The 23116-nt window shown below is 34.3% G+C and carries 22 protein-coding genes; 14 read left to right on the plus strand and 8 right to left on the minus strand.

Annotated elements, in window-relative coordinates; genetic code table 11:
* Positions 1 to 21: 21 nt before the first annotated feature.
* Together DFQ06_RS10495 and DFQ06_RS10500 are read left to right on the plus strand one after the other, a co-directional pair.
* Positions 22 to 564 (plus strand): RNA polymerase sigma factor, encoded by a 543-nt coding sequence (locus DFQ06_RS10495; RefSeq protein ID WP_042496197.1) that lies wholly within the window; start codon positions 22 to 24, stop codon positions 562 to 564.
* Complete coding sequence (locus tag DFQ06_RS10500; RefSeq protein ID WP_133967612.1) at positions 564 to 2141, plus strand: hypothetical protein; 1578 nt, start codon at positions 564 to 566, stop codon at positions 2139 to 2141. The genes DFQ06_RS10495 and DFQ06_RS10500 overlap by 1 nt, the downstream gene beginning before the upstream one ends.
* An 84-nt stretch (positions 2142 to 2225) precedes the next feature.
* On the opposite strand, the gene DFQ06_RS10505 is transcribed toward DFQ06_RS10500, so the two are convergent.
* Positions 2226 to 2963: a lysophospholipid acyltransferase family protein gene (locus DFQ06_RS10505; RefSeq protein ID WP_074936637.1), complete on the minus strand. Its 738-nt coding sequence runs from the start codon at positions 2961 to 2963 to the stop codon at positions 2226 to 2228.
* Between the two features lie 114 nt (positions 2964 to 3077).
* Here DFQ06_RS10505 and trpS point away from each other — a divergent pair, with 114 nt between their 5' ends.
* Positions 3078 to 4046 (plus strand): tryptophan--tRNA ligase, encoded by a 969-nt coding sequence (trpS, locus tag DFQ06_RS10510; protein ID WP_042502698.1) that lies wholly within the window; start codon positions 3078 to 3080, stop codon positions 4044 to 4046.
* Between the two features lie 68 nt (positions 4047 to 4114).
* Positions 4115 to 4924, plus strand: coding sequence for a DUF1853 family protein (locus DFQ06_RS10515; RefSeq protein WP_133967614.1), 810 nt, complete (start codon positions 4115 to 4117; stop codon positions 4922 to 4924).
* 58 nt (positions 4925 to 4982) lie between these two features.
* On the opposite strand, the gene DFQ06_RS10520 is transcribed toward DFQ06_RS10515, so the two are convergent.
* Positions 4983 to 7136, minus strand: coding sequence for a prolyl oligopeptidase family serine peptidase (locus DFQ06_RS10520; protein WP_133967616.1), 2154 nt, complete (start codon positions 7134 to 7136; stop codon positions 4983 to 4985).
* 127 nt (positions 7137 to 7263) lie between these two features.
* Here DFQ06_RS10520 and DFQ06_RS10525 point away from each other — a divergent pair, with 127 nt between their 5' ends.
* Complete coding sequence (locus tag DFQ06_RS10525; protein WP_133967618.1) at positions 7264 to 8220, plus strand: M28 family metallopeptidase; 957 nt, start codon at positions 7264 to 7266, stop codon at positions 8218 to 8220.
* Between the two features lie 57 nt (positions 8221 to 8277).
* Here DFQ06_RS10525 and DFQ06_RS10530 read toward each other — a convergent pair whose 3' ends face one another.
* The 4 genes from DFQ06_RS10530 to DFQ06_RS10545 form a co-directional block, all read right to left on the minus strand.
* The gene (locus DFQ06_RS10530; protein WP_042496207.1) at positions 8278 to 9267 is read right to left on the minus strand and encodes an aspartate-semialdehyde dehydrogenase; all 990 of its coding nucleotides are present in this window, start codon (positions 9265 to 9267) and stop codon (positions 8278 to 8280) included.
* Positions 9268 to 9402: 135 nt separating this feature from the next.
* A complete protein-coding gene (gene mscL / locus DFQ06_RS10535) occupies positions 9403 to 9804 on the minus strand; it encodes a large-conductance mechanosensitive channel protein MscL (RefSeq protein WP_042496209.1) in 402 nt (133 codons plus the stop codon).
* Positions 9805 to 9885: 81 nt separating this feature from the next.
* Complete coding sequence (gene alr / locus DFQ06_RS10540) at positions 9886 to 10995, minus strand: alanine racemase (protein ID WP_042496212.1); 1110 nt, start codon at positions 10993 to 10995, stop codon at positions 9886 to 9888.
* On the minus strand, positions 10988 to 11635 hold the full coding sequence (locus DFQ06_RS10545; protein WP_042502298.1) for a thymidine kinase: 648 nt from the start codon (positions 11633 to 11635) through the stop codon (positions 10988 to 10990). Before DFQ06_RS10545 ends, alr begins: the two co-directional genes overlap by 8 nt.
* A 97-nt stretch (positions 11636 to 11732) precedes the next feature.
* Here DFQ06_RS10545 and DFQ06_RS10550 point away from each other — a divergent pair, with 97 nt between their 5' ends.
* The 9 genes from DFQ06_RS10550 to lepA all read left to right on the plus strand — a co-directional run bounded on the left by DFQ06_RS10550 (position 11733) and on the right by lepA (position 21190).
* Positions 11733 to 12476: a hypothetical protein gene (locus DFQ06_RS10550; protein WP_042496215.1), complete on the plus strand. Its 744-nt coding sequence runs from the start codon at positions 11733 to 11735 to the stop codon at positions 12474 to 12476.
* Positions 12476 to 13150 (plus strand): 16S rRNA (cytidine(1402)-2'-O)-methyltransferase, encoded by a 675-nt coding sequence (rsmI, locus tag DFQ06_RS10555; RefSeq protein WP_074936626.1) that lies wholly within the window; start codon positions 12476 to 12478, stop codon positions 13148 to 13150. Before DFQ06_RS10550 ends, rsmI begins: the two co-directional genes overlap by 1 nt.
* Positions 13151 to 13154: 4 nt before the next feature.
* A complete protein-coding gene (locus DFQ06_RS10560; RefSeq protein ID WP_042502696.1) occupies positions 13155 to 13502 on the plus strand; it encodes a HopJ type III effector protein in 348 nt (115 codons plus the stop codon).
* Positions 13503 to 13542: 40 nt separating this feature from the next.
* On the plus strand, positions 13543 to 14553 hold the full coding sequence (locus tag DFQ06_RS10565; RefSeq protein WP_133967620.1) for a dipeptide epimerase: 1011 nt from the start codon (positions 13543 to 13545) through the stop codon (positions 14551 to 14553).
* Positions 14553 to 15602, plus strand: a complete 1050-nt coding sequence (locus DFQ06_RS10570; protein WP_133967622.1) for an aminotransferase class I/II-fold pyridoxal phosphate-dependent enzyme — start codon at positions 14553 to 14555, stop codon at positions 15600 to 15602. Before DFQ06_RS10565 ends, DFQ06_RS10570 begins: the two co-directional genes overlap by 1 nt.
* Before the next feature lie 75 nt (positions 15603 to 15677).
* The gene (locus tag DFQ06_RS10575; protein WP_042496220.1) at positions 15678 to 16100 is read left to right on the plus strand and encodes an OsmC family protein; all 423 of its coding nucleotides are present in this window, start codon (positions 15678 to 15680) and stop codon (positions 16098 to 16100) included.
* 149 nt (positions 16101 to 16249) lie between these two features.
* Positions 16250 to 17944: a single-stranded-DNA-specific exonuclease RecJ gene (recJ, locus tag DFQ06_RS10580; RefSeq protein WP_042496223.1), complete on the plus strand. Its 1695-nt coding sequence runs from the start codon at positions 16250 to 16252 to the stop codon at positions 17942 to 17944.
* A 61-nt stretch (positions 17945 to 18005) separates the two neighbouring features.
* Positions 18006 to 19274: an MFS transporter gene (locus DFQ06_RS10585; protein ID WP_042496227.1), complete on the plus strand. Its 1269-nt coding sequence runs from the start codon at positions 18006 to 18008 to the stop codon at positions 19272 to 19274.
* Positions 19275 to 19393: 119 nt separating this feature from the next.
* Positions 19394 to 21190 (plus strand): translation elongation factor 4, encoded by a 1797-nt coding sequence (gene lepA / locus DFQ06_RS10590; protein ID WP_042496228.1) that lies wholly within the window; start codon positions 19394 to 19396, stop codon positions 21188 to 21190.
* A 141-nt stretch (positions 21191 to 21331) separates the two neighbouring features.
* On the opposite strand, the gene DFQ06_RS10595 is transcribed toward lepA, so the two are convergent.
* Both DFQ06_RS10595 and DFQ06_RS10600 read right to left on the minus strand, forming a co-directional pair.
* Positions 21332 to 22096 (minus strand): LytR/AlgR family response regulator transcription factor, encoded by a 765-nt coding sequence (locus tag DFQ06_RS10595; protein WP_042496376.1) that lies wholly within the window; start codon positions 22094 to 22096, stop codon positions 21332 to 21334.
* 7 nt (positions 22097 to 22103) lie between these two features.
* Entirely contained in the window at positions 22104 to 23114 is a 1011-nt protein-coding gene (locus DFQ06_RS10600) for a sensor histidine kinase (RefSeq protein WP_133967624.1), read from the minus strand.
* Positions 23115 to 23116: the final 2 nt, after the last annotated feature.

Here is a 23116-nt window from a genome sequence, read left to right on the forward strand (position 1 = left end):
CTAATTAACACGTGTATAATTTTGAGTTTAAATCAACTCATAGAAAATTGTAAAACTAACAATACTAAGGCACAGGGCGAACTGTACAAACTCTTTTCGAGTAAACTTTTCGCTGTGTGCCTAAAGTATTCTAGAAACTATGCTGAAGCAGAAGATAATCTGCAAGACGCATTTTTAACCATATTTAAAAAAATAGATCAATTTAAAAACAAAGGCTCTTTTGAAGGCTGGCTAAAACGTATTACCATTAATACCGTAATGCAACGCTACCGTAACGAAAAAGTTTTTGATATTATTAACGAAGATGCCATTGAAGATGTTGAAGTTGATATAGATGACGACCAACTTTCTATAGATTACCTACTTCAAATAATACAAGAATTACCAGACAGGTACCGACTCGTTTTTAACCTGTATGTACTAGACGATTATTCGCATAAAGAAATAGCAGAGATGCTAAAAATTAAAATAGGAACTTCAAAATCTAATTTAGCCCGAGCTAGACAAATTTTGAAACAAACTATCGAAACACATAAATCCGCAACAAGTTTGCAATCATTATAATGCGTGATAAAAAACACATAGACAGACTTTTCCAGGAAGGCTTAAAAGATTTTGAAGCCACTCCCAGCAATGCTGTATGGAAAAACATAGAAGCCGAGCTTAATCAAGACAAGAAAAAACGACGAGTAATACCAATTTGGTGGCGTTACGCAGGTGTTGCTGCACTTTTGTTAGTTTTTCTAACGCTAGGTATTAATACGTTTTACAACGAAACTGAAGGCAACCAAACACATGAAGTTGTTAATACAGAAGCAAAACAAGCCTCCGAGATTGAAAACGCATCTATTACTGATGCAATTCATTCAGAAACAACTATAAATTCAGCCATTTCAGAACAAAATACTCAAGAAAACAGTGTAAATACCAATTCGGAGAAACACACTATTAGTAATAAAAACAACAATCAAAACACGAACAGTAATAATCAAAACTCTGCAACAGCAACAACAATTGCAAGCGCCGACCATACAAATCAAACCAATAGTAATTCTGCCCAATCAGCGAAAAAATCAAATAAAAGCAAGCCATCTTCTTCAGTAAAAAACAAAAAAGAAAATGTGTTTTATGAAAAGAACTATAATACTGTAGCTCAACAAAACTCAAAAGAAAGTAACGCTTCCGCGGAAACCAAAAACAATAATATTTCAATTTCCGAAGAAAAAATTATTGCTAAAACAAATACAGAGAACACAAATCTAGAAAAGACTAAAGCAGAGAAAATTAAAACAGTAGAAACTAGCGAAGCTATTGCCTCTAATGATACAAAAGATACCAGCCTAAGTATTGAAGACGCTCTAGATAAAACAGAGGACCTAATTGATACAGACACCCCAACAGACCGTTGGAGCTTAGCTGCCAACGCTGCTCCTGTTTATTTCAATACCACCGGAAAAGGCTCATCTATAGACCCTCAATTTAACAGCAACTCTAAAACAGGCGAAGTAAACATGAGTTATGGTGTTACGGCTAGTTATGCAGTAAATAAAAGATTACGTGTTCGTTCGGGAATTAACCGTGTAAACCTTGGTTACAATACAAACAATGTAGTAAGCTACCAATCTATTGGTGTAAGCTCTGCGACTAGCACTTTACAAAATGTAAGCAACAACAGCAATACTAATAATAGCATTAGCAATGCTCCAACCGAGCAATTATCGCTAATTAGCGCAGATAATTTAAGTTCTAAAAACACAAATAGTTTATTAAAAACTTCAAACACATCTATTAATCAAAGTTTAGGCTATATAGAAGTGCCACTAGAATTACAATATGCTGTTTTAAGCAATAAATTTGGCGTTAATGTTATAGGTGGTTTTAGTTCTTTATTTTTAAATAACAACGAAGTATTTTCAGAAGCTCAAGATGGTGGCCGTACTTTTTTAGGCGAAGCAAACAATATAAACAAAGTAAGTTACAGTGCTAACTTTGGTTTAGGTTTAAACTACCAAGTCACTAAAAAAATTGATTTGAATTTAGAGCCTATGCTTAAATATCAAATAAATACATTCAATAATACATCTGGTGATTTTCAGCCATTTTTTGTTGGCGTATACACCGGACTCGCTATTAAATTTTAGGTTTTTGGTTAAATCTAGTTATTGATTTCCTTTAAGCTCGGAAATCAATACTAAATAAAAACGACTCTACTTAGGGTCGTTTTTTTATTTCTTAAACGCTTGTAGTTGGTTGAATATAATTTCGCGAGACGCATCATTCAATTCTCGGGTTTCTTTAATAGTTAAACCTTCGGTTGAAATAAATTTATGCATCTTAACACGCATTCTTCCCGGACCTCCGCTAAAAAAAGTATACGAAAATCGTTTTTTATTATCAGCAAAAGTTATTGGCACAACTGGTATCTGATGGTTTATTGCCAACCTGAAAGCGCCATCTTTAAAGGCATCTAAATCAATATGCTCTTCCGGCACACCGCCTTCTGGAAAAATACAAATACTCACGCCTGTTTTTAATCGGCGTTGCGCTCTTAAAAACACCGCTTGTCTACTTTTAGCAGAACTTCTATCTACCAAAATACAGGTGCGTTTATAGAAAAAACCAAATAACGGAATTTTAGATAACTCTGCTTTCCCAACAAAAACAAACGGATTTTTAACCGAAACTAGCATTAGCATAATATCAACCATTGAAGTATGGTTAGCAACAAACATGTAGCTTTTAGAACGATCTGGAGTTTCCTCACGGTCTATTTTATAAGCAAAGCCCATACCAACCAAAATTATTTTAGCCCAAACCCGAGCTATTCTAAAAAACAGTGGATACCAAGCCTCTTTAGCGATAGACACTAATAGAATTGGAAATAAGACAATTATAGGTAACCCTACTAGTATATAAAACCAAACGCGATACAATACCCAAAAAATGTATTTAAAAACTTTCATCGTCTCAAAAATACATAATTGTATTGAGCAATTCTATTAAAAAAATTACCTTTGCTAGCATATCAAAAATTGAGTTTAATTTTAACAAGATTCCCAAATTTAGGGAACGCACACATGGCAAGAATACTTACAGGCATACAAAGCACAGGAACACCACATTTAGGAAACATTTTAGGAGCTATTATTCCAGCAATTGAAATGGCTGAAAACCCTGAAAACAATTCGTTTTTGTTTATCGCAAACCTGCACACTTTAACACAAATTAAAGATGCAAAAACTTTGCGCGAAAACACGTATTCTACTGCTGCAACCTGGCTTGCCTTTGGTTTAGATATTGAGAAAACGGTATTTTACCGCCAAAGTGATATCCCGCAAACTACGGAGTTGTCTTGGTATTTAAGCTGTTTTTTTCCATACCAACGCTTAACTTTAGCTCACAGTTTTAAAGATAAGGCAGACCGTTTAGACGATGTTAATGCTGGGCTTTTTACTTACCCAATGCTTATGGCTGCCGACATTTTATTGTACGACGCTAACATTATTCCGGTTGGAAAAGACCAATTACAACATATAGAAATGACGCGTGATGTTGCATCGCGTTTTCATGCTAAAATGGGTGAAACTTTTGTGTTACCAGAAGGAAAAATACAAGAAAACACTAAACTTATTCCTGGTACCAACGGTGGTAAAATGAGTAAGAGTGCTAATAACACTATCAATCTATTTTTAACCGATAAAAAATTACGCAAGCAAATAATGTCTATCGAAACCGATAGTACAGCGCTTGAAGACCCTAAAGACTGGAGTACTTGTAACTGCTTTGCTATATACAGTTTGCTAGCAACAGAAGCTCAAATTGAAACCATGAAAGCTAATTACGAAAACGGTAATTATGGTTACGGACACGCAAAACAAGCTTTATTTGAATTGATAGTTGAAAAATTTGCAACGGAACGCGAACGCTACAGCTACTATATGAACAACCTAGACGAAATTGATGCCGCCTTAGCCATTGGCGCAAAAAAAGCGCAATTAGTTGCTAACGATGTATTGAGCAGAGTTAGAGAAAAGGTTGGTTACTAAAATACCAGAATCACATAAAGACTTGCTGAATGCTAAACATTTCAGCAAGTCTATAATATTTTGAGTTTGTGACAAAACACACCAAAGACGTACAAAATAGATACGACGGCTTCCTGAAAACACCTAGTTTATGGAAAAAGGATGTGGTTTTCAACATGACTCAATTTGAAACATCCTCTAAATTTGATAAAATAGATTTAGATATTGACGACAAACTTAGAGTCGGAAAATATATAGAACGTTTAGTTTCTTTCGAATTAAGCCAAAATCCAGCCATTAAAATACTCTCAGAAAATCTTCAAATTCAAGAGAACAAAATCACTTTAGGCGAAATTGATTGTTTATTACTGAAGGAAGAGAAACCAATTCATCTTGAAGTTATTTACAAGTTTTATGTTTACGATGCCTCGGAAGGCGCTTCGGAAATTGATCGTTTTATTGGCCCCAACAGAAAAGATGCGTTAATAGAAAAACTAAAGAAACTTAATGAAAAGCAATTACCTTTACTTTATTCTAAAAGTTGCGAACCTTACTTAGAAAACCTAGGTTTAAAAGCTTCAGAAATTGATCAACAAGTTTACTTTAAAGCGCACTTATTTATTCCTTTAGGTGAAAAAATTATTTTAAAAACCTTAAATCAAGACTGTATTTCAGGTTTTTACATCAAAAAAGAACAGCTCGCTCAGTTTTCAGAATGTAAATTTTATATTCCGAAGAAAATAGATTGGATTATAGCGCCACACACCCAAGTCGATTGGCTTAATCATCTAGATTTCACCACCATTTCTAATACTATTTTAGAACGTCAATTTTCACCAATTTTCTGGTTAAAACAACCAAACGGTATATTAAACAAGTGTTTTCTAGTTTGGTGGTAGTTACATTTTTTAGGCCTAGCAAGTTTTAAATCCTGCCAGACCTAAATTTAAAACTTCTTTATTCTTCAATTGCAACAGGCAATTTATTAAAACCCATATTAAAAAGGGTAAACCCATAAATATCGGCATATTGCTCAATAGTTTTACTTATTGGCGTTCCTGCACCATGGCCAGCATCGGTTTCAATACGTATTAAAGTTGGGTTGCTCCCTGTTTGCTTACTTTGTAATTCGGCTGCAAATTTAAAACTATGCGCAGGCACAACGCGATCGTCATGATCTCCGGTAGTTACTAAAGTTGCTGGATATTCTACTCCAGGTTTCACATTATGAACTGGTGAATATCCTTTTAAGTATTCAAACATCGCTTTATTATCTTCAGCTGTTCCATAATCGTAAGCCCAACCAGCTCCTGCAGTAAACGTATGGTAGCGTAACATATCTAAAACACCAACAGCAGGTAAAGCTACCTGTGCTAAATCTGGACGCTGCGCCATGGTTGCACCAACCAATAAACCACCGTTAGATCCGCCTCGAATTGCTAAATACTTTGTGCTCGTGTAATTTTGTGCCTTTAAATATTCCGCTGCAGCGATAAAATCATCAAATACATTTTGTTTCTTTTGCTGTGTTCCGGCATCGTGCCAAGCCTTTCCATACTCACCACCGCCACGAAGGTTAGCTACGGCATAAATACCACCTTGCTCCATCCAAACTGCATTAGGCGTGCTAAACGACGGTGTTAAGCTTACATTAAATCCACCATAACCATATAAAATAGTTGGGTTTTCGCCGTTTAATTCTAGCCCTTTTTTATGTGTTATTATCATTGGTATTTTTGTTCCATCTTTAGATGTGTAAAATACTTGATGACTTTCAAAATCATCACTATTAAAAGTAATAGCAGATTTTCTATACACTTCCACAACGCCAGAATCGGCATTTAAAGCATAAGTTGTAACCGGTGTGTTATAATTTGTAAACGAAAAGTAATTCGTTTTTTCTTCTTTTTTACCACCAAAACCACTTGCTGTTCCTAAACCTGGTAATTCTATATCTCTAATAAATTTACCGCTATAATCGTATTGTTTTACTTTAGAAATCGCATCGACCATATAAGTTGCATAAAAGTAACCACCACCTTTGGAAATAGACAACACATGCTCGGTTTCTGGAATAAAATCTACCCAATGTTCTGGTTTTGGATTTGCAGCATCTACCGTTACTATTTTTTTGTTAGGCGCATTTAAATTGGTTACCAAATAAAGTTTACTTCCCTCGTTTTCTAAAACACCTGTATCGCTATCTGTGTGATCTAAAATGGAAACAAACTCACTATTTGGCACAGATAAATCTTTTATTAAAAGCTTGTTTCCGGAGGTTGAAACACGAGGAGATATAAACAAGTATTTATTATCTTCGGAAACGTTGGCGTAGATATAACGGTGTTTTTCTTCGGGTGTTCCTCCATAGATTAATTCGTCTGTGCTTTGTACTGTTCCTAATTTATGATAGTACACTTTATGCTGATCTGTTTTAGCCGAAAGCTCACTTCCATTTGGTTTATCGTAACTAGAATAGTAAAAACCTTCGTTTTTGTACCATGATAGCTGCGTGAATTTCACATCGATTAACGCATCTTCAATAATCTCTTTAGACTCAACATCCATGATTAGAATTTTTCGCCAATCGCTGCCGCCTTCAGAAATAGTATAAGCCAAAATTTTTCCGTTTTTAGAAAAACTTATTGCACCTAAAGATACCGTTCCGTCTTCCTTAAACGTATTTGGGTCTAAAAATACGGTTGCCGTTTTAGAATCGCCCCCTTTTTTAAAACGATAAAGCACACTTTGGTTTTGTAAACCATCATTTTTATAAAAATACGTGTAATCGCCCTCATTAAACGGAGCGCTTACTTTCTCGTAATTCCATAATTTAGACAAACGATTTTTTAACGCCTCTCTAAAAGGTATTTGATCTAAATAGGTATTTGTAGCTACGTTTTCGGCTTTTACCCACGCTTCGGTTTCTGCACTTCTATCATCTTCTAACCAACGGTATGGATCTTTTACTTCAACACCAAAATAAGTATCAATAGTATCTACAGTTTTTGTTTTTGGGTAACTCACAACAATATCTTTTTTTTCTGTTTTATCATTTCCACAAGCAACGAGCAAGCTTAATGAGAAAAACGTTAACGCTATTTTTTTCATGATTCATTAAATTAATCATTCAAAAATAAACAAAAAACATAAGCTAAAGTTCTAGATTTATTCAATAATAACGGAATTAAAATGCCGTATAATTATATATTTGACAATGTTACTCAAAACCCTAATAATGAAAAAAACAGCACTACTCGTATTATCCATCGCATCATATTTCAGTATGTTTTCTCAAGCTGAAATAACCGAAAATGAAATAAAAGATCATATTGAATTTTTAATATTAGATAAAAACGGCGGAAGGTTTCCAGGAGAAAAAGGCGCTAAACGCGTTGTAAAATATATTAAAAAAGAATTTAAAACTATAGGCTTAAAACCGTTAAGCAAAAATTACGAGCAACATTTTACAGCCATATTACGAGTCGATAAAGGTATAGACGAAAAACCAGAAGTAAGCACTTGTAATGTTATTGGTTTTATTGAAGGAAACGATCCGAAATTAAAAAACGAATACATTGTTTTAGGAGCACATTACGATCATTTAGGACTTGGCGGACCATCTTCCAAATCGGATAAAAGAGGCGTGGTATATCATGGTGCTGATGATAATGCTAGCGGAACAGCCGCTCTATTAGAAATTGCAGAAAAGTTAATTTCAAAACAAGATCAATTAAAAAGAAGTGTGCTATTTATTGCTTTTGGAGCCGAAGAACAAGGTTTATTAGGCAGTAAATACTTTGTAGAAAACCCGTTAATTCCGCTTTCTCAAATAAAATTAATGATTAACATGGATATGGTTGGCCGCTTAAACGATAAAAAACATGTGTATGCAGGTGGTGCAGGCACATTTACTAATGGCGTAGATTTTATGAAGAACCTCGGAAAGTCTCTAGGTTTAAACCCTATAGTTCACGCAGGATCTGTTGGTGGCTCCGACCATGTTTCATTCTACAAAAAAAACATATCGGTTTTAGGTGTACATACTGGCGGACATCCGCAATACCACACACCCGAAGACACTTTGGAGCTTATAAATTTAGAAGGCGAAAAGCTAGTTTGCGAATATGTTTTTCAAACTATTTTAAACAAAGCATCAACACCCGATAACATTGAGTTTATAAACCAAGATTAACACAAAAAAAAGCTCCTGTAAAATTTACAGGAGCTTAAATATTTAAAAAAGTGTAACTTATACTAAGTTATTTGCTACTAAATATTCAGCAATTTGCACAGTGTTTGTTGCAGCTCCTTTACGTAAGTTATCGGCAACAATCCACATATTTAAAGTGTTAGGCTGTGTTTCATCTCTTCTAAGTCTTCCAACAAAAACCTCATCTTTATCATGTGCAAAAATTGGCATTGGATAACTGTTTGTAGAAGGGTCATCTTGAAGCACAATACCCGATGTTTCGCTTAACATTTTGCGAACGTCAGCTAAATCGAAATCATTTTCAAACTCAACGTTAACAGATTCTGAATGCCCACCAGCAGTAGGAATACGAACAGCTGTAGCCGTTACAGAAAATGTACGATCATTAAATATTTTTTGTGGCTCACGAGCCAATTTCATTTCTTCTTTGGTGTATCCGTTTTCTAAAAACACATCACAATGTGGTAATGCGTTTCTACCAATTGGGTAAGGATAGGCCATTTCGCCTTCAATACCAGCAATTTCATTTTCTAGTTGTTTTACAGCTTTTACACCTGTACCAGAAACCGATTGGTAAGTTGAAACAACAACACGTTTCATTTTATATTTTGCATGTAGCGGCGCCAAAGCCATTACCATTTGTATGGTAGAACAGTTAGGGTTTGCTATAATTTTATCTTCTTTTGTTAATTCGCTTGCATTAATTTCTGGAACCACTAATTTTTTAGTTGGATCCATTCTCCATGCAGAAGAATTATCGACTACCGTTGTACCAGCTGCAGCAAATTTTGGCGCCCATTCTACCGATGTATCTCCACCTGCAGAAAAAATTGCGATTTGTGGCTTTGCAGCAACAGCATCGGCTAAACCAATAACGGTATATTCTTTATTCTTGAAAGTTAATTTTTTTCCAACAGAACGCTCTGAAGCTACCAATAATAATTCGGTAACTGGAAAGTTACGTTCTTCTAAAACCTTTAGCATCACCTCACCTACCATTCCAGTAGCGCCTACAACTGCTATTTTCATAATTTTTTGTTTATTAAATTTCTGTTAGCAAAACTAAGTATTAATTCTATTCTAAAATCTAAAAAAAGCCCTCATTTACGAAAAACGAGGGCTTTTTAACAACAAATAACAGTATGTTATATAATTAACGCTTTGTTATTTTTTAAGTAAATCTCTAATTTCAGCAAGTAAATCTTCTTGAGATGGTCCTGCTGGTGCTGCTGGAGCTTCCTCTTCTTTCTTCTTCATTCCATTGATACCTTTAACAACTAAGAACATTACAAATGCCACAATAATAAAGTCTATTATGTTTGTTAAAAACGTACCATATTCTAAATATACATCTCCTACCATTTTTCCTGCTTCATCTAAAGCTCCTTCTTTTAATTGATATCTTAATGATTTGAAATCTGCATCGAAAATTAATCCAATAAGTGGAGAAACAATTCCTCCTGTAAATGACGTTACAACTTCTTTAAAAGCTGCACCCATTACGAAACCGACAGCAATATCAACAAGGTTTCCCTTCATTGCAAACTCTTTAAATTCTTTAAGCATAATTTTATAAATTTGTTAGTTAATAATTTATTAGACCACAATATAGTTAAAAAGTCACAAATTAAATTGCGGCTCTAAAATTTAAGCACCCCTAATAATTCGCTTTACGCGCTGTGAGATACTCGTAATCAATTCATAAGAAATTGTGTTTGCGGTTTGTGCTAGGGTTTCTGCTGTAGAATTTGCATCAAAAACAATAACCTCATCACCCTCATTACAATCTATATCCGTAATATTTACCATAATCATATCCATACAAACATTACCAATTATGGGTGCTTTTTGATTGTTAATTGTTACAAAACCCTTTCCATTTCCATAAATTCTACCAATACCATCAGCATGACCAATTGGTAAAGTTGCTGTTTTTAAAACCGAATTGGTTTTAAAGGCGCGATTATAACCAACAGTTTCTCCTTTTTTTAAATGATGAATTTGTGAAATAGCAGTTTTTAATGTTGCAATAGGTTGAAAGTGTATGTTCTCTTCTTCGGAATTTCCAAAACCATACAATCCTATACCGCTACGCACCATATTAAAATGCGCTTCGGGATAATTTAAAATTCCCGAAGTATTACAAATATGAAGCATAGGTTTGTAACCAAACGTTTCTTCAAAATTAGTTGCAATACCTTTAAAAGTTTCTATTTGATTTAAGGTAAATATTTTTTCTTCCAAATCTTCACTTGCCGCTAAATGCGAAAAGATAGATTTGATATGAATAGTTTTGGTTTCACCTATAATATTATGAATAGTTTCTACATCACTGTGCCAAAAACCTAACCTATTTAAACCCGTATTAAACTTCAGGTGAATAGGATAGTTTTGTTTTTCTTCCGCAGAAGCAATTTCAATAAATTCTTTAAGTATTTTTGAGTTGTAAATGCTTGGCTCTAAATTATTTTCAATTAAAACCTTAAAATTTACAGTTTGTGGATGCAACACCAAAATAGGCTTTGTTACACCAGCTTTACGCAATGCCACACCTTCATCTATATAAGCTACAGCAAAATAATCGGCTCCAATAGTTTCTAAATAATTTGCAATTTCAGAAGCTTCATTACCATAAGCAAACGCTTTAACAACGGCTAAAAATAGCGTATTGTTATCAAGTTTCGATTTTAAATACTCAAAGTTATGTTTTAGTTTTTTTAAATCGATTTCAAGCACAGTTTCTCTTGCTTTAGGCATCGGAATCTTTTGTTTTAGATTCAACCTCCTCTTCATCTTTCACTTGCATATTGCGAACTTTATCGCGCTCCATAGCTTTATAATACGCTGCTCTGCTTAACGGTTCGTACTCTTCCACTTCGCCTAAAAGCACCAAACTATCGCTTTTAGCTTTACGGTAACTGTATTGAGCTAAATTTCCGGTTCGTGTACAAACAGCATGAACTTTAGTTACATAATCGGCCGTTGCCATTAGGTAAGGCATAGGCCCAAAAGGGTTTCCTTTAAAATCCATATCCAATCCGGCAACAATTACGCGAACGCCTTTATTGGCCAAATCGTTACAAACCCGAACAATTTCGTCATCGAAAAATTGAGCTTCATCTATACCAACCACATCACAACCATCGGCCAAAATAGGGATGTTTGCTGCCGCTGGAACAGGTGTAGAACGAATTTCGTTAGAATCGTGAGACACCACCATTTCCTCGTCGTAACGCGTATCTAAGGCTGGTTTAAAAATCTCAACACGCTGCCTTGCAAACTGCGCACGTTTAAGTCTACGGATGAGTTCTTCGGTTTTTCCCGAAAACATAGAGCCGCATATGACTTCAATCCATCCAAATTGTTCTTTATGATTTACCGTATTTTCAAGAAACATTTCGTAATTTTAACACTAAAATTGGTTTGTATAAAGGTGACGCAAATTTATTAAAAATCAAACGCCTTAATACCTTTAAATTTTAAATTTATAAACAATGAAGAAGAAATTAGAATCTGAACTTGTAAGTATAGCTCATAGAATTCTGAAACTGAAAGGTAAAGAAGATGTAATTAAAATGCATACCGAGGCAAAAGAGTTGTTTGAAAAGCTATCGGTTTTAAAGTTTGCTCAGGAAAATTTTGAAGATAACATACCGAGTATAGGTAACGATTCGTCGTTTTTTAGCATGCTCGATACCGCTTTCAATAATAAAATTAGTGATAATATTGAAGACGACGATAAAATTTACACCAATTTAGAAGACCACCAAAACGAAGAGATTACCGAACCTTTAATGGAAACCATTAAAGATATGGTTGCGCAAATGCCACACGAAACACAGCAAGTAGACGATTTATTCGAAAAAATAGAGCCAAAAACTCCTGTTGTTAAACATAATTTAGAAGACCTTACTTTAGGCTTTGAAGAAACACCTGTTTTTGAACCCGTAAAGAAAAGTGAAAACGGTGTTTTAACCGATAAAAAATCTCTAAACGACAAACTTAAATCTGGGGGATTAAAAATTGGTCTAAATGATAAAATAGCCTTTATCAAGCATTTGTTTGATGATCAGGTTGGAGATTACGATCGTGTTATCTCTCAACTAAACACCTTTCTTTCTTATAAAAACGCCAAAGAATTTATCGATACCATGGTAAAACCCGATTATAATAATTGGAGCGGTAAAGAAGAATTTGAAACCCGCTTTTTGGAAATTATTGAAGCCAAATTTGAATAATGAGTAAACTATATATAGTACCAACACCTATTGGCAACTTAAAAGATATCACTTTTAGAGCCGTTGAAGTTTTAAAAGATGTCGATTTAATTTTAGCTGAAGATACCCGAACATCTGGAAAACTCTTAAAGCATTTTGAAATTTCGACCCACATGCAAAGCCACCATATGCATAACGAGCATAAAACGGTTGAAAACATTATTCAGAAATTAAAAAGCGGAACAACCGTAGCTTTAATTAGCGATGCTGGAACACCAGCTATTTCCGATCCTGGATTTTTATTATCTCGTGCCTGCATTGAAAATGGTATTGAAGTAGATTGCCTGCCAGGTGCCACAGCATTTGTACCTGCATTAGTAAATTCGGGTTTACCTAATGATAAATTTATATTCGAAGGTTTTTTACCGGTAAAAAAAGGACGCCAAACACGTTTACTACTTTTAGCTGAAGAAACTAGAACCATAATATTTTACGAAAGTCCGCATAAATTAATAAAAACTTTAGGCCATTTTTGTGAGTATTTTGGAGAAGACCGAGAGGTTTCTGTATCTCGAGAACTTACAAAACTATACGAAGAAACTATTCGCGGTACCGCAAAAGAAGTATTAGAACATTACACTAACAAACCACCAAAAGGTGAAATTGTAATTATTGTTGGAGGAAAAAAGAAATAAAAAAATGACATTAGAATTATTTAAAAGCACATTAAAAAACGCACCGGAAACTATTACTTTTTCCGATACTATAACCGCCATTGAAGCGAAATACAATTTTACACCAACCGCTTTTAAAAATGGCGAATTAACAAATGCTGCAGGTGAAAACTCTGGCTCTTGCAAATTATTTGCCTTTGCTAAAAACGAAGGTTTTACAAAAGAGGAAACACTAGCTTGTTTTGGTCAATATTACTTTGAAGACGTATTAAAAGACCCAAACGGCGATGGACACCAAAACATTAGAAACTTTATGAAAACAGGTTTTGATGGATTAGCTTTTGAAGGTGAACCATTAACAGAAAAACAATAAACCTTTACAACACATCACGACTCTCGATAAAAAAATATAAATGCAAATACAATTAAAGGCTTACAACCTAAAACTCAAACATACATTCACCATTTCTAGAGAGTCTCACGACATTCAACCTAGCTTAATTGCTTGTCTTACCCTAAACGGAAAAACAGGCTATGGTGAAGCTACATCTAACCCGTACTACAACATTACTGTTGAAAGTATGACGGCAGAAATTAACGCAATTTCAACTGAAATCGAAAACTTCAACTTTACAACACCAGAAGTTTTTCATGCATTTTTAGTTGAAAAAGGATTAACCAATTTTGCTATTTGCGCTTTAGATTTAGCTGCTCACGATTTATACGGCAAACTAGAAGGTAAATCACTTTATAATATTTGGGGAACAACTTTAGAAACATACCCAACCACCAATTACACTATTGGTATTGCGAGTATCGATAAAATGGTTGCTAAAATGAAAGAAATGCCATGGCCAATTTACAAAATAAAACTTGGCACCAACGACGATGTTAATATTGTAAAAGCATTAAGAAAAGAAAGTAATGCTGTTTTTAGAATTGATGCTAATTGTGCTTGGACGACAGATGAAACTATTAAAAACGCACCGCTTTTAAAAGAGTTAGGTGTTGAGTTTCTAGAACAACCATTAAAAGCTGATGACTGGGAAGGCATGAAAAAAGTAATGAAGCATTGCGTTTTACCAGTAATTGCAGACGAAAGCTGCATTGTAGAAAATGATGTGGAAGCTTGTGGAAATCACTTTAGCGGTATAAATATTAAGCTTACCAAATGTGGCGGATTAACACCTGCTTTGCGCATGATTAAAAAAGGTAAAGCCATGGGTGTAAAAGTTATGGTGGGTTGCATGACGGAATCTACCGTTGGTATTTCGGCCATTGCTCAACTTATACCTCAACTAGATTATGTTGATATGGATGGCGCCCTTTTACTTAAAGAAGACATTGCAAATGGCGTAATTATTAAAGAAGATGCTAATGTTATTTTCCCAACTTTAGGAGGCAGTGGCGTAACTTTAAAATAATGGTTTATAATTTAGATTCCTTTCCATCTAACCACATTTTAATTGAAGGTGAAAACTACCTTTATTTTGGTGGCACCTCTTATTTGGGGTTACAAACTGATGTGGATTTTCAAAATATATTTATTAAAAATATTAGAAAACACGGAACGAATTATGGCGCGTCTCGAAAATCTAATGTACGCCTAAATATATATGACGAAACGGAAGCCTATTTATCTAAATTAATTGGCAGCGAAACTTGTGTTAGCTTATCTTCTGGATATTTGGCCGGACAACTTATTGCTCAAAGTTTAAACACTAAAAAGTACAGTTTTTTTTATGCTCCAAATACACATGCCGCATTAAATTTATCGATTACAGAAAATAAATCGACCCAATCTTATAGAGAGCTAAAAGCCATTTTAAGTTTACATTTAGCAAACCAAACAGAACAAACTCCTGTTGTTTTTTTAGATGCTATAGATTTTTATGGTACAAATTTCCCTGATTTTGAAGCTTTAAAATCGTTACCACTTTCTGATATTATTTTAGTGGTAGACGATTCTCATAGCATTGGTATTACTGGTGAAAATGGTAGTGGCGTATTTAAAACTATTCAGGCATTAAACCCTAAAGAACTTATAGTTTGCTGCTCCTTAGGTAAAGGTTTCGGAATTCAAGCTGGTGCTATTTTTGGATCTAAGTACAGAGTTAACAAATTAGAAAGCACGGCATTTTTTGGAGGTTCTAGTCCTGCTGCTCCAGCTAATTTAGCAACTATAGTTAGCGCAGAAAATATTTATACTGCGAAACGAAAAACGCTGAAACATAACATCGATTATTTTATAAACAATATAGAAAACCTTGAAAGATTTAAGTGGATGAAAACACACCCTGCTTTTAGCTTTTCAAATGAACAATTAAATAAACATCTTGAAAATAATAACATTATAGTAACTAGTTTTAGGTATCCCGATGAAACATCACCTATAATGAGTAGAATTGTAATTAGCGCAGCCCATACAGAAGAAGATATTAGCAGACTTTGTGAGGTATTGAATGGGTATTAAAACCTTACTGCCCTATTTTAAGAAAAGCACTTTTACATTATTTTATACTATTTTTGAGCAAACAAATTAAGAAAAATGAAAAATTTAGTTACCACAACCTGGTTAGGTGAAATGAGATTTGAAAGCACAAACCCATCAGGACACAATCTTTTTATAGATGCAGGTGAAGAAAACGGTGGAAAAAGCGAAGGTTACCGTCCAAAAGCATTGATGCTATCTGGATTAGCAGGTTGCTCTGGGTTAGACGTGGCATCATTAATTAAAAAAATGAAATTAGAAGTCAACGACTTTAAAATAGAAACCGAAGCCAACCTAACTGAAGAGCACCCAAAATATTACGATAAGGTTGCTATGCACTTTCATTTTTACGGCAATAACTTAAATGAAAAAAAGCTTCAAAAAGCAGTCGATTTATCTATTGAAAAGTATTGTGGTGTTATGGAAATGTTTCGCCAATTTTCAGAATTAACCATAGAAACACACTTTCATTCAAAATAATATTTTCAAGTATAATAAACGCAATAAAACTCGCTAGTCTTAAGTTAAATTACATAAGTAATAAAGCTCTATAGTTCTTAGTATTTTATACGAAGTCCATTAAAGTATAAAGTTTTAATTACATTTGAAACCTCTTAAAGAAACACAAAATGCGTTGGACATTAAAAGAAAAACCACAGGCAGCAGAAACTGAAGCTTTGCAAAAAGCATTAAATGTAGACGCTACCACAGCAACATTACTTTTGCAACGTGGTATTAAAACTTTTGAAGAAGCAAAAACTTTTTTCCGCCCTAGCTTAACAGATTTACACGATCCATTCTTAATGAAAGATATGGACAAAGCTGTGGCGCGTATAGAAAAAGCAATAGCAAACAACGAAAATATTTTGGTTTATGGCGATTACGATGTAGATGGCACCAGCTCTGTGGCGCTTATGTCTACCTACCTTAAATCAATACATAATTTGGTTTACACGTATATCCCAAACAGGTATGATGAAGGTTATGGCGTCTCCTATAAAGGAATAAACTTTGCACTAGAAAATAATTTCACTTTAATAGTTGCTCTAGATTGCGGTATTAAAGCCATAGATAAAGTGGCGCACGCTAAAGAATTAGGCATAGATTTCATTATCTGCGACCACCACAGACCAGGCGAAAAAATTCCAGATGCGGCAGCCGTTTTAGATCCAAAACGAGAAGATTGCAACTACCCATATAAAGAACTTTGTGGCTGTGGTGTAGGCTTTAAACTTATTGAAGCCTTAGCTTCTAAAGAAGGGAAAACAGCCGAAGATTTAACCGAATATTTAGATTTAGTAGCCACGGCTATTGGAGCAGATATTGTTCCTATAGATGGTGAAAATCGTGTTCTTGCTTATTTTGGTTTACAGGTTATTAACACCAATCCTCGACCAGGAATTAAAGCCATTTTAGCGCAAGTAGAAAAAACAGAACTAACCATAACCGATGTTGTATTTATTGTAGCACCACGTATTAATGCTGCTGGCCGTATGAAACATGGTAATTATGCGGTAACCTTATTAACCGAGGAAGATGATGAGTTAGCGACTAAATATGCCGCAGAAATTAACGATTACAATCTTGAGCGTCGCGAAACAGATAAAAGAATAACAGAAGAAGCACTTGTCCAAATTGAAAAAAACAAAGAACAAGACCGCCTAACCACAGTTGTTTACGATAAAGATTGGCATAAAGGCGTTATTGGTATCGTAGCTTCTAGATTAACCGAAACCTACCATAGACCAACTTTGGTTTTCACTAAAAGTGGTGAGTTTTTAGCAGCATCGGCACGCTCAGTAAAAGGTTTTGATGTTTACAATGCCTTGGAAGCTTGTACCGAACATATTGAACAATTTGGTGGACACAAATACGCAGCAGGATTAACATTAAAAGAAGAAAACTACGAAGCCTTTAAACAAGCTTTTGAAGACGAGGTTTCTAAAACTATAGATAGAAACTTACTTACACCCGAAATAAAAATAGATTTAGAAATAGATTTAGACAACATTACGCCTAAATTTAATAGAATTTTAAAACAATTTGCTCCTTACGGCCCAAGTAATATGACACCTGTTTTTTTAACCGAAAACCTAATTGATACCGGCTACGGAAAACCAGTTGGTGCAGATCAAACTCATTTAAGATTAACAGCTACGCAAGCCGGCACATCTAAAAATGTTGTTGGTATTGGTTTTAGTATGGCAGATAAGTTTGAAATTATTTCAAACGGCAAACCATTTAAAGCCGTTTATTCTATCGACGAAAACGAATGGCAAGGCAACATAAGCTTACAAATGAAAATACGTGATATTAAGGCTTAAAACCTTAGTAGTTACTATTGCAAGTTAAAACTAAAATTCCTGTCTTCGCAGGAAGGTAATCATGGCAAAAACTGATCCCTACGCAGCATTGCGTATTAAAGAATTCAATATATTTTTATTAGTCCGCTTTCTACTTGTTTTTGGTTGGTCTATGCAATTTATTGTTATTGAGTGGCAAGTTTACAGCCTTACAAAAGACCCTTTATCTCTTGGTATTATTGGTTTAATGGAAATTATTCCAGCATTTACCATGGCTCTTTTTGCTGGACATATTGTAGATCAAAAAGAAAAACGAAATCTCTTAGCTACTTGTATTGCTGCTTTTTCTCTAATTAGTTTTGGGTTATTTATGCTCACTTGGGATAAAATTGTTGGTGAATGGAGTTCTAAAAGCATTTTATATTCCATTTACGCCTTAGTCTTTTTTGGAGGTTTTTTACGTTCCTTTTTTGGACCAACAATCTTTTCTCTTGTAGCTTTAATTGTTCCTAAAAAAGTATATCCAAACGCCGCCACATGGAACAGTTCAACCTGGCAAATGGCAGGTGTTTTAGGCCCCGCTTTAGGAGGTTTCACCATTGGTTGGATTGGAGTACATTGGTCGCTATGCATCATATTCGGACTCATCCTTATGTCCTTTTTCATCTTATTACAAATAAAACGTAAACCTATTTTAAACCCTAAAATAGGCGAACCTGTAATAGACAGCTTAAAAGAAGGCCTACGTTTTGTATTTAAAACCAAAGCCGTTTTAGGTGCCATGACTTTAGATATGGTTGCCGTACTTTTTGGTGGTGCCATTGCATTGCTCCCTGTTTTTGCACAAGACATTTTAAAAGTAGGTAGTGAAGGTTTTGGCGTATTACGTGCCGCGCCAGCTGTTGGCGCTTTTTTAACTATGTTAATTACAGCATATATTCCGATAAGTAAAAATGCAGGCATGAAATTATTGGTTGCTATTTTCGGTTTTGGAGTATGTATTATTGTATTCGGGTTATCTAATATATTCTGGATTTCGGCAATAGCCTTATTCTTTAGCGGCATGACAGATGGTGTATCTATGGTGATTAGACAAACCATTTTTCAGATAAAAACACCCGACCACATGCGTGGACGTGTATCGTCTGTAAACTCTATGTTTGTAGGATCTTCAAACGAGTTAGGCGCTTTTGAAAGTGGCGTTACTGCTAAATTTTTCGGTGCCGTTACTGCCGTGGTTTTTGGAGGCACTATGACATTAATTACTGTGGTTGCAACAGGTTTAGCTTCTCCTTCTTTTAGGAAATTAGATTTAACTGAAGATTTAAAAGCTCACGAAAGTGATGATTAATTTTTACTTCATATTAAATTGAAATCAAAACAATGTAAGAAACCTAAAAAGTCTAATCGTAAAACTCAATGAAAACAGCTATCTTTGGCAAATCTTCGCTTTTTTGAAGACTGTTGACTATGAAGAATATTAGAAACTTTTGCATTATTGCACATATTGACCACGGGAAAAGCACACTTGCCGACCGTTTGTTAGATTTTACAGGCTCTGTAACCGCTAGAGAGCAACAAGCCCAACTACTAGATAGTATGGATTTGGAGCGTGAACGTGGTATTACCATAAAATCGCATGCCATCCAAATGGACTATGAGTTAGATGGCGAAAAATATGTTTTAAACTTAATTGATACACCTGGCCACGTAGATTTCTCTTACGAGGTTTCTAGATCTATTGCAGCCTGCGAAGGTGCGCTTTTAATTGTAGATGCCGCACAAAGTATACAAGCACAAACTATTTCTAACTTATACTTAGCTTTAGAGAATGATTTAGAGATTATTCCTGTACTAAATAAGGTAGATTTACCAAGTGCAAACCCAGAAGAGGTTACCGATGATATTGTAGATTTACTAGGCTGCGATCCAGAAGAAGTTATTCACGCTAGTGGAAAAACAGGTTTCGGTGTCGAGAATATTTTAAAAGCTATTATCGATCGCGTTCCTGCTCCAAAAGGAGATCCCGACGCACCTTTACAAGCCTTAATTTTCGACTCAGTTTACAATACATTTAGAGGTATTGAAACGTATTTTAGAGTTTTTAATGGTGAAATAAAAAAAGGACAAAAAATTAAATTCGTCGCTACAGATAAAGAGTATTTTGCCGATGAAGTTGGAACTTTAAAACTAACTCAAGTTGCTAAAAAAAGCGTAAAAACTGGAGATGTAGGCTACTTAATTACAGGTATTAAAACCGCTAAGGAAGTAAAAGTTGGTGATACCATTACCGATTTCGCCAATCCAACTACAAATATTGTAGAAGGTTTTGAAGACGTAAAACCAATGGTATTTGCTGGTATTTACCCTGTAGATACTGAAGATTACGAAGAGCTTAGAAACTCTATGGAAAAGCTACAACTTAACGATGCCTCGTTAGTGTTTGCTCCAGAAAGTTCTGCAGCTTTAGGTTTTGGTTTCCGTTGTGGATTCTTAGGAATGTTACACATGGAAATTATACAAGAACGTTTAGAACGTGAGTTCGATATGACGGTAATTACTACTGTTCCCAATGTATCTTACCATGCTTACACAAACAAAAACCCGAACGAAGCTTTTATTGTAAATAACCCGTCGGATTTACCGGAACCTACTACAGTAAATCGTGTTGAGGAACCTTATATTAAGGCTACTATTATTACAAAATCTGATTTTGTTGGTAATGTGATGTCTCTTTGTATTGAAAAACGTGGTATCGTTCTTAATCAAACGTATTTAACACCGGAACGTGTTGAGTTAACTTTTGAAATGCCTCTTGCAGAAATTGTATTCGATTTTTACGATCGTTTAAAAACAGTTTCTAAAGGGTATGCTTCTTTCGATTACCATCCTATCGGAATGAAAGAATCAAAATTAGTACGTTTAGATATTTTATTAAATGCACTTACTGTTGATGCGCTTTCTGCCTTAATTCATGCTGATAATGCACAGAATATTGGTAAGAAAATGTGTGAAAAATTAAAAGAATTAATTCCACGTCAGCAATTCGATATTCCAATTCAGGCGGCTATTGGTGCAAAAATTATTTCGAGAGAAACAATTAAAGCCCTTAGAAAAGATGTAACAGCAAAATGTTATGGTGGTGATATTTCTCGCAAAAGAAAACTACTTGAAAAACAGAAAAAAGGTAAAAAACGTATGCGTCAAGTTGGTAATGTAGAAATACCTCAGCAAGCGTTTATGGCTGTTTTAAAGTTGAATGATTAAAAAAAGACATCTTATAATCAAGAAAAACAATCATTTATAAAATCTTTATTATATTAAAACTCCTGCTTCGGTAGGAGTTTTTTAGTTTTGATATTATTCATTATTAAAACATGTAAGATCCCTTTTTACAAAGGGATTTTTTTACTGCTCCAACCACCTTCTAAAATCAGAAGTTGTTGACGAACTCGTCATCACTTTGTCTTTAATTCCTGTTACTGTAATTAATAAACGGTTTTTAAAATGACTTTCTATATTTTCGATACCATCGATACTGATAATTTCACTTCTATTTATTTTAAAAAATTTACTGGGATGTAATTGACTATGGATAGCTCCTAAATTTTGAGAAATAGTATGGCGCTTTCCTTTTAAATCGGTAGCCATGCAGAAATCGCCAGAGGCTTCTATTTTTACTATTTCTGAAACACTTAATAACTGAATGCCTTTCGACTTCTTTATTACAAATCGTTTTTTATAACTGGTGTGCTCTTCTTTTAAAGCTGATTTTAGTTCGCTTATTGTTTCTTGATTTAATGCCGTGTAATGCCCTTGTTTAAATAATGATTGGTATTTCTCGATAGCTCTTTTAAAATCCAACTGCGTGTATGGTTTTAAGATATAAGCAATACCATTGGTGTTAAAAGCTTGAAATAAATAATCATCGTGAGCCGAACAGAAGATAATAGGTGTATTAATGGAAACATCATTAAACAAATCGAAAGAAAGCCCGTCTAACAGCTGAATATCCGATAGAATAAAATCGTAAGCATTATTTGTTAACATCAGTTTTCCTTCACTTATAGAGCGCGCCCAATCGTGAGGAATTTCATCTTCAAAATAATCGTTTACAAAGGATAGCAACTTTTGGTATGCTGGTATTTCATCTTCTAAAATTAAAATCTTCATACTGTTTTCAATTTTCTTCAACTAAATTAATAATCGGAATTGCTATTTTAAATTCCTCTTCTGTATCAATAATAACAACCTCTTTATCTGATAAGAATTTATAACGTGTTTTCAAGTTCTCTAAACCCGTTCCAAACGATTCGTTTTTAGATATAATATTAGACTTCGTGTTAACAACCGTTAATTCATTTTCATCAATATAAATTACCGTTTTTATAGCACTACCGTCAACGGGTTTATTATGTTTCACCACATTTTCTAGTAATGTTTGTATTGCTCCTGTTGGTATAAACTTATCTTCAATATCAATTTTCTTTTCTATTTTAAAATCGTAATCTGTTGCAAAACGTGTTTTAATTAAAAACATATAATTTTCAGCTAGTTCAATTTCTTCGGCTAATTCCATTACCTCAGCATCTTTGGTTTTTATTAAATACCTGTAAATAAGCGACAACCTATTAATATACTCTTTAGCTTTTACCGTATCACGATCGATAAGTGCATCTAGGGTATTTAAATTATTGAACAAAAAATGCGGGTCTATTTGTGAACGGAGTAATTTAAGCTCGTTTTCTTTTTGTTGTTTTTCAATTTTTAAATATTCGGTTTGCCCTTCATAAAACTTTTTAGTAAGAAATAAAGCAAATGGAAAGGCCGATTGCTGAGTTCCTAAACTAATCATTTGTAAAACAAAATCGATACCCTTAGGGAATTTTGCCCAATCGTTAGCCCCTGTCCAAAAGCCTATAGTATAATCGATTCCAGGAATAATAAGTAAAATTAAAACACCATAAATTATAAACAACACGTATTTTTTTTGAACAACTACTTTTGGTATTAACCAAAATGTAAATAAAAAAATAACGCTTGTAACACTTATAATCTCGACAGGAAAATCGATTAAATATTCTCTCAGCAATGCATCTCGTTCAATATAATACTTACCTTGAATAATAAACGACACCAAAAAATAAACGCCTAAAATTAGAAAATCGGTTCTATTTATTTTTTTATTCATAG

The organism is Algibacter lectus (genome assembly GCF_004368925.1).
In the GTDB taxonomy this organism is placed as follows: Bacteria; Bacteroidota; Bacteroidia; order Flavobacteriales; family Flavobacteriaceae; genus Algibacter; species Algibacter lectus.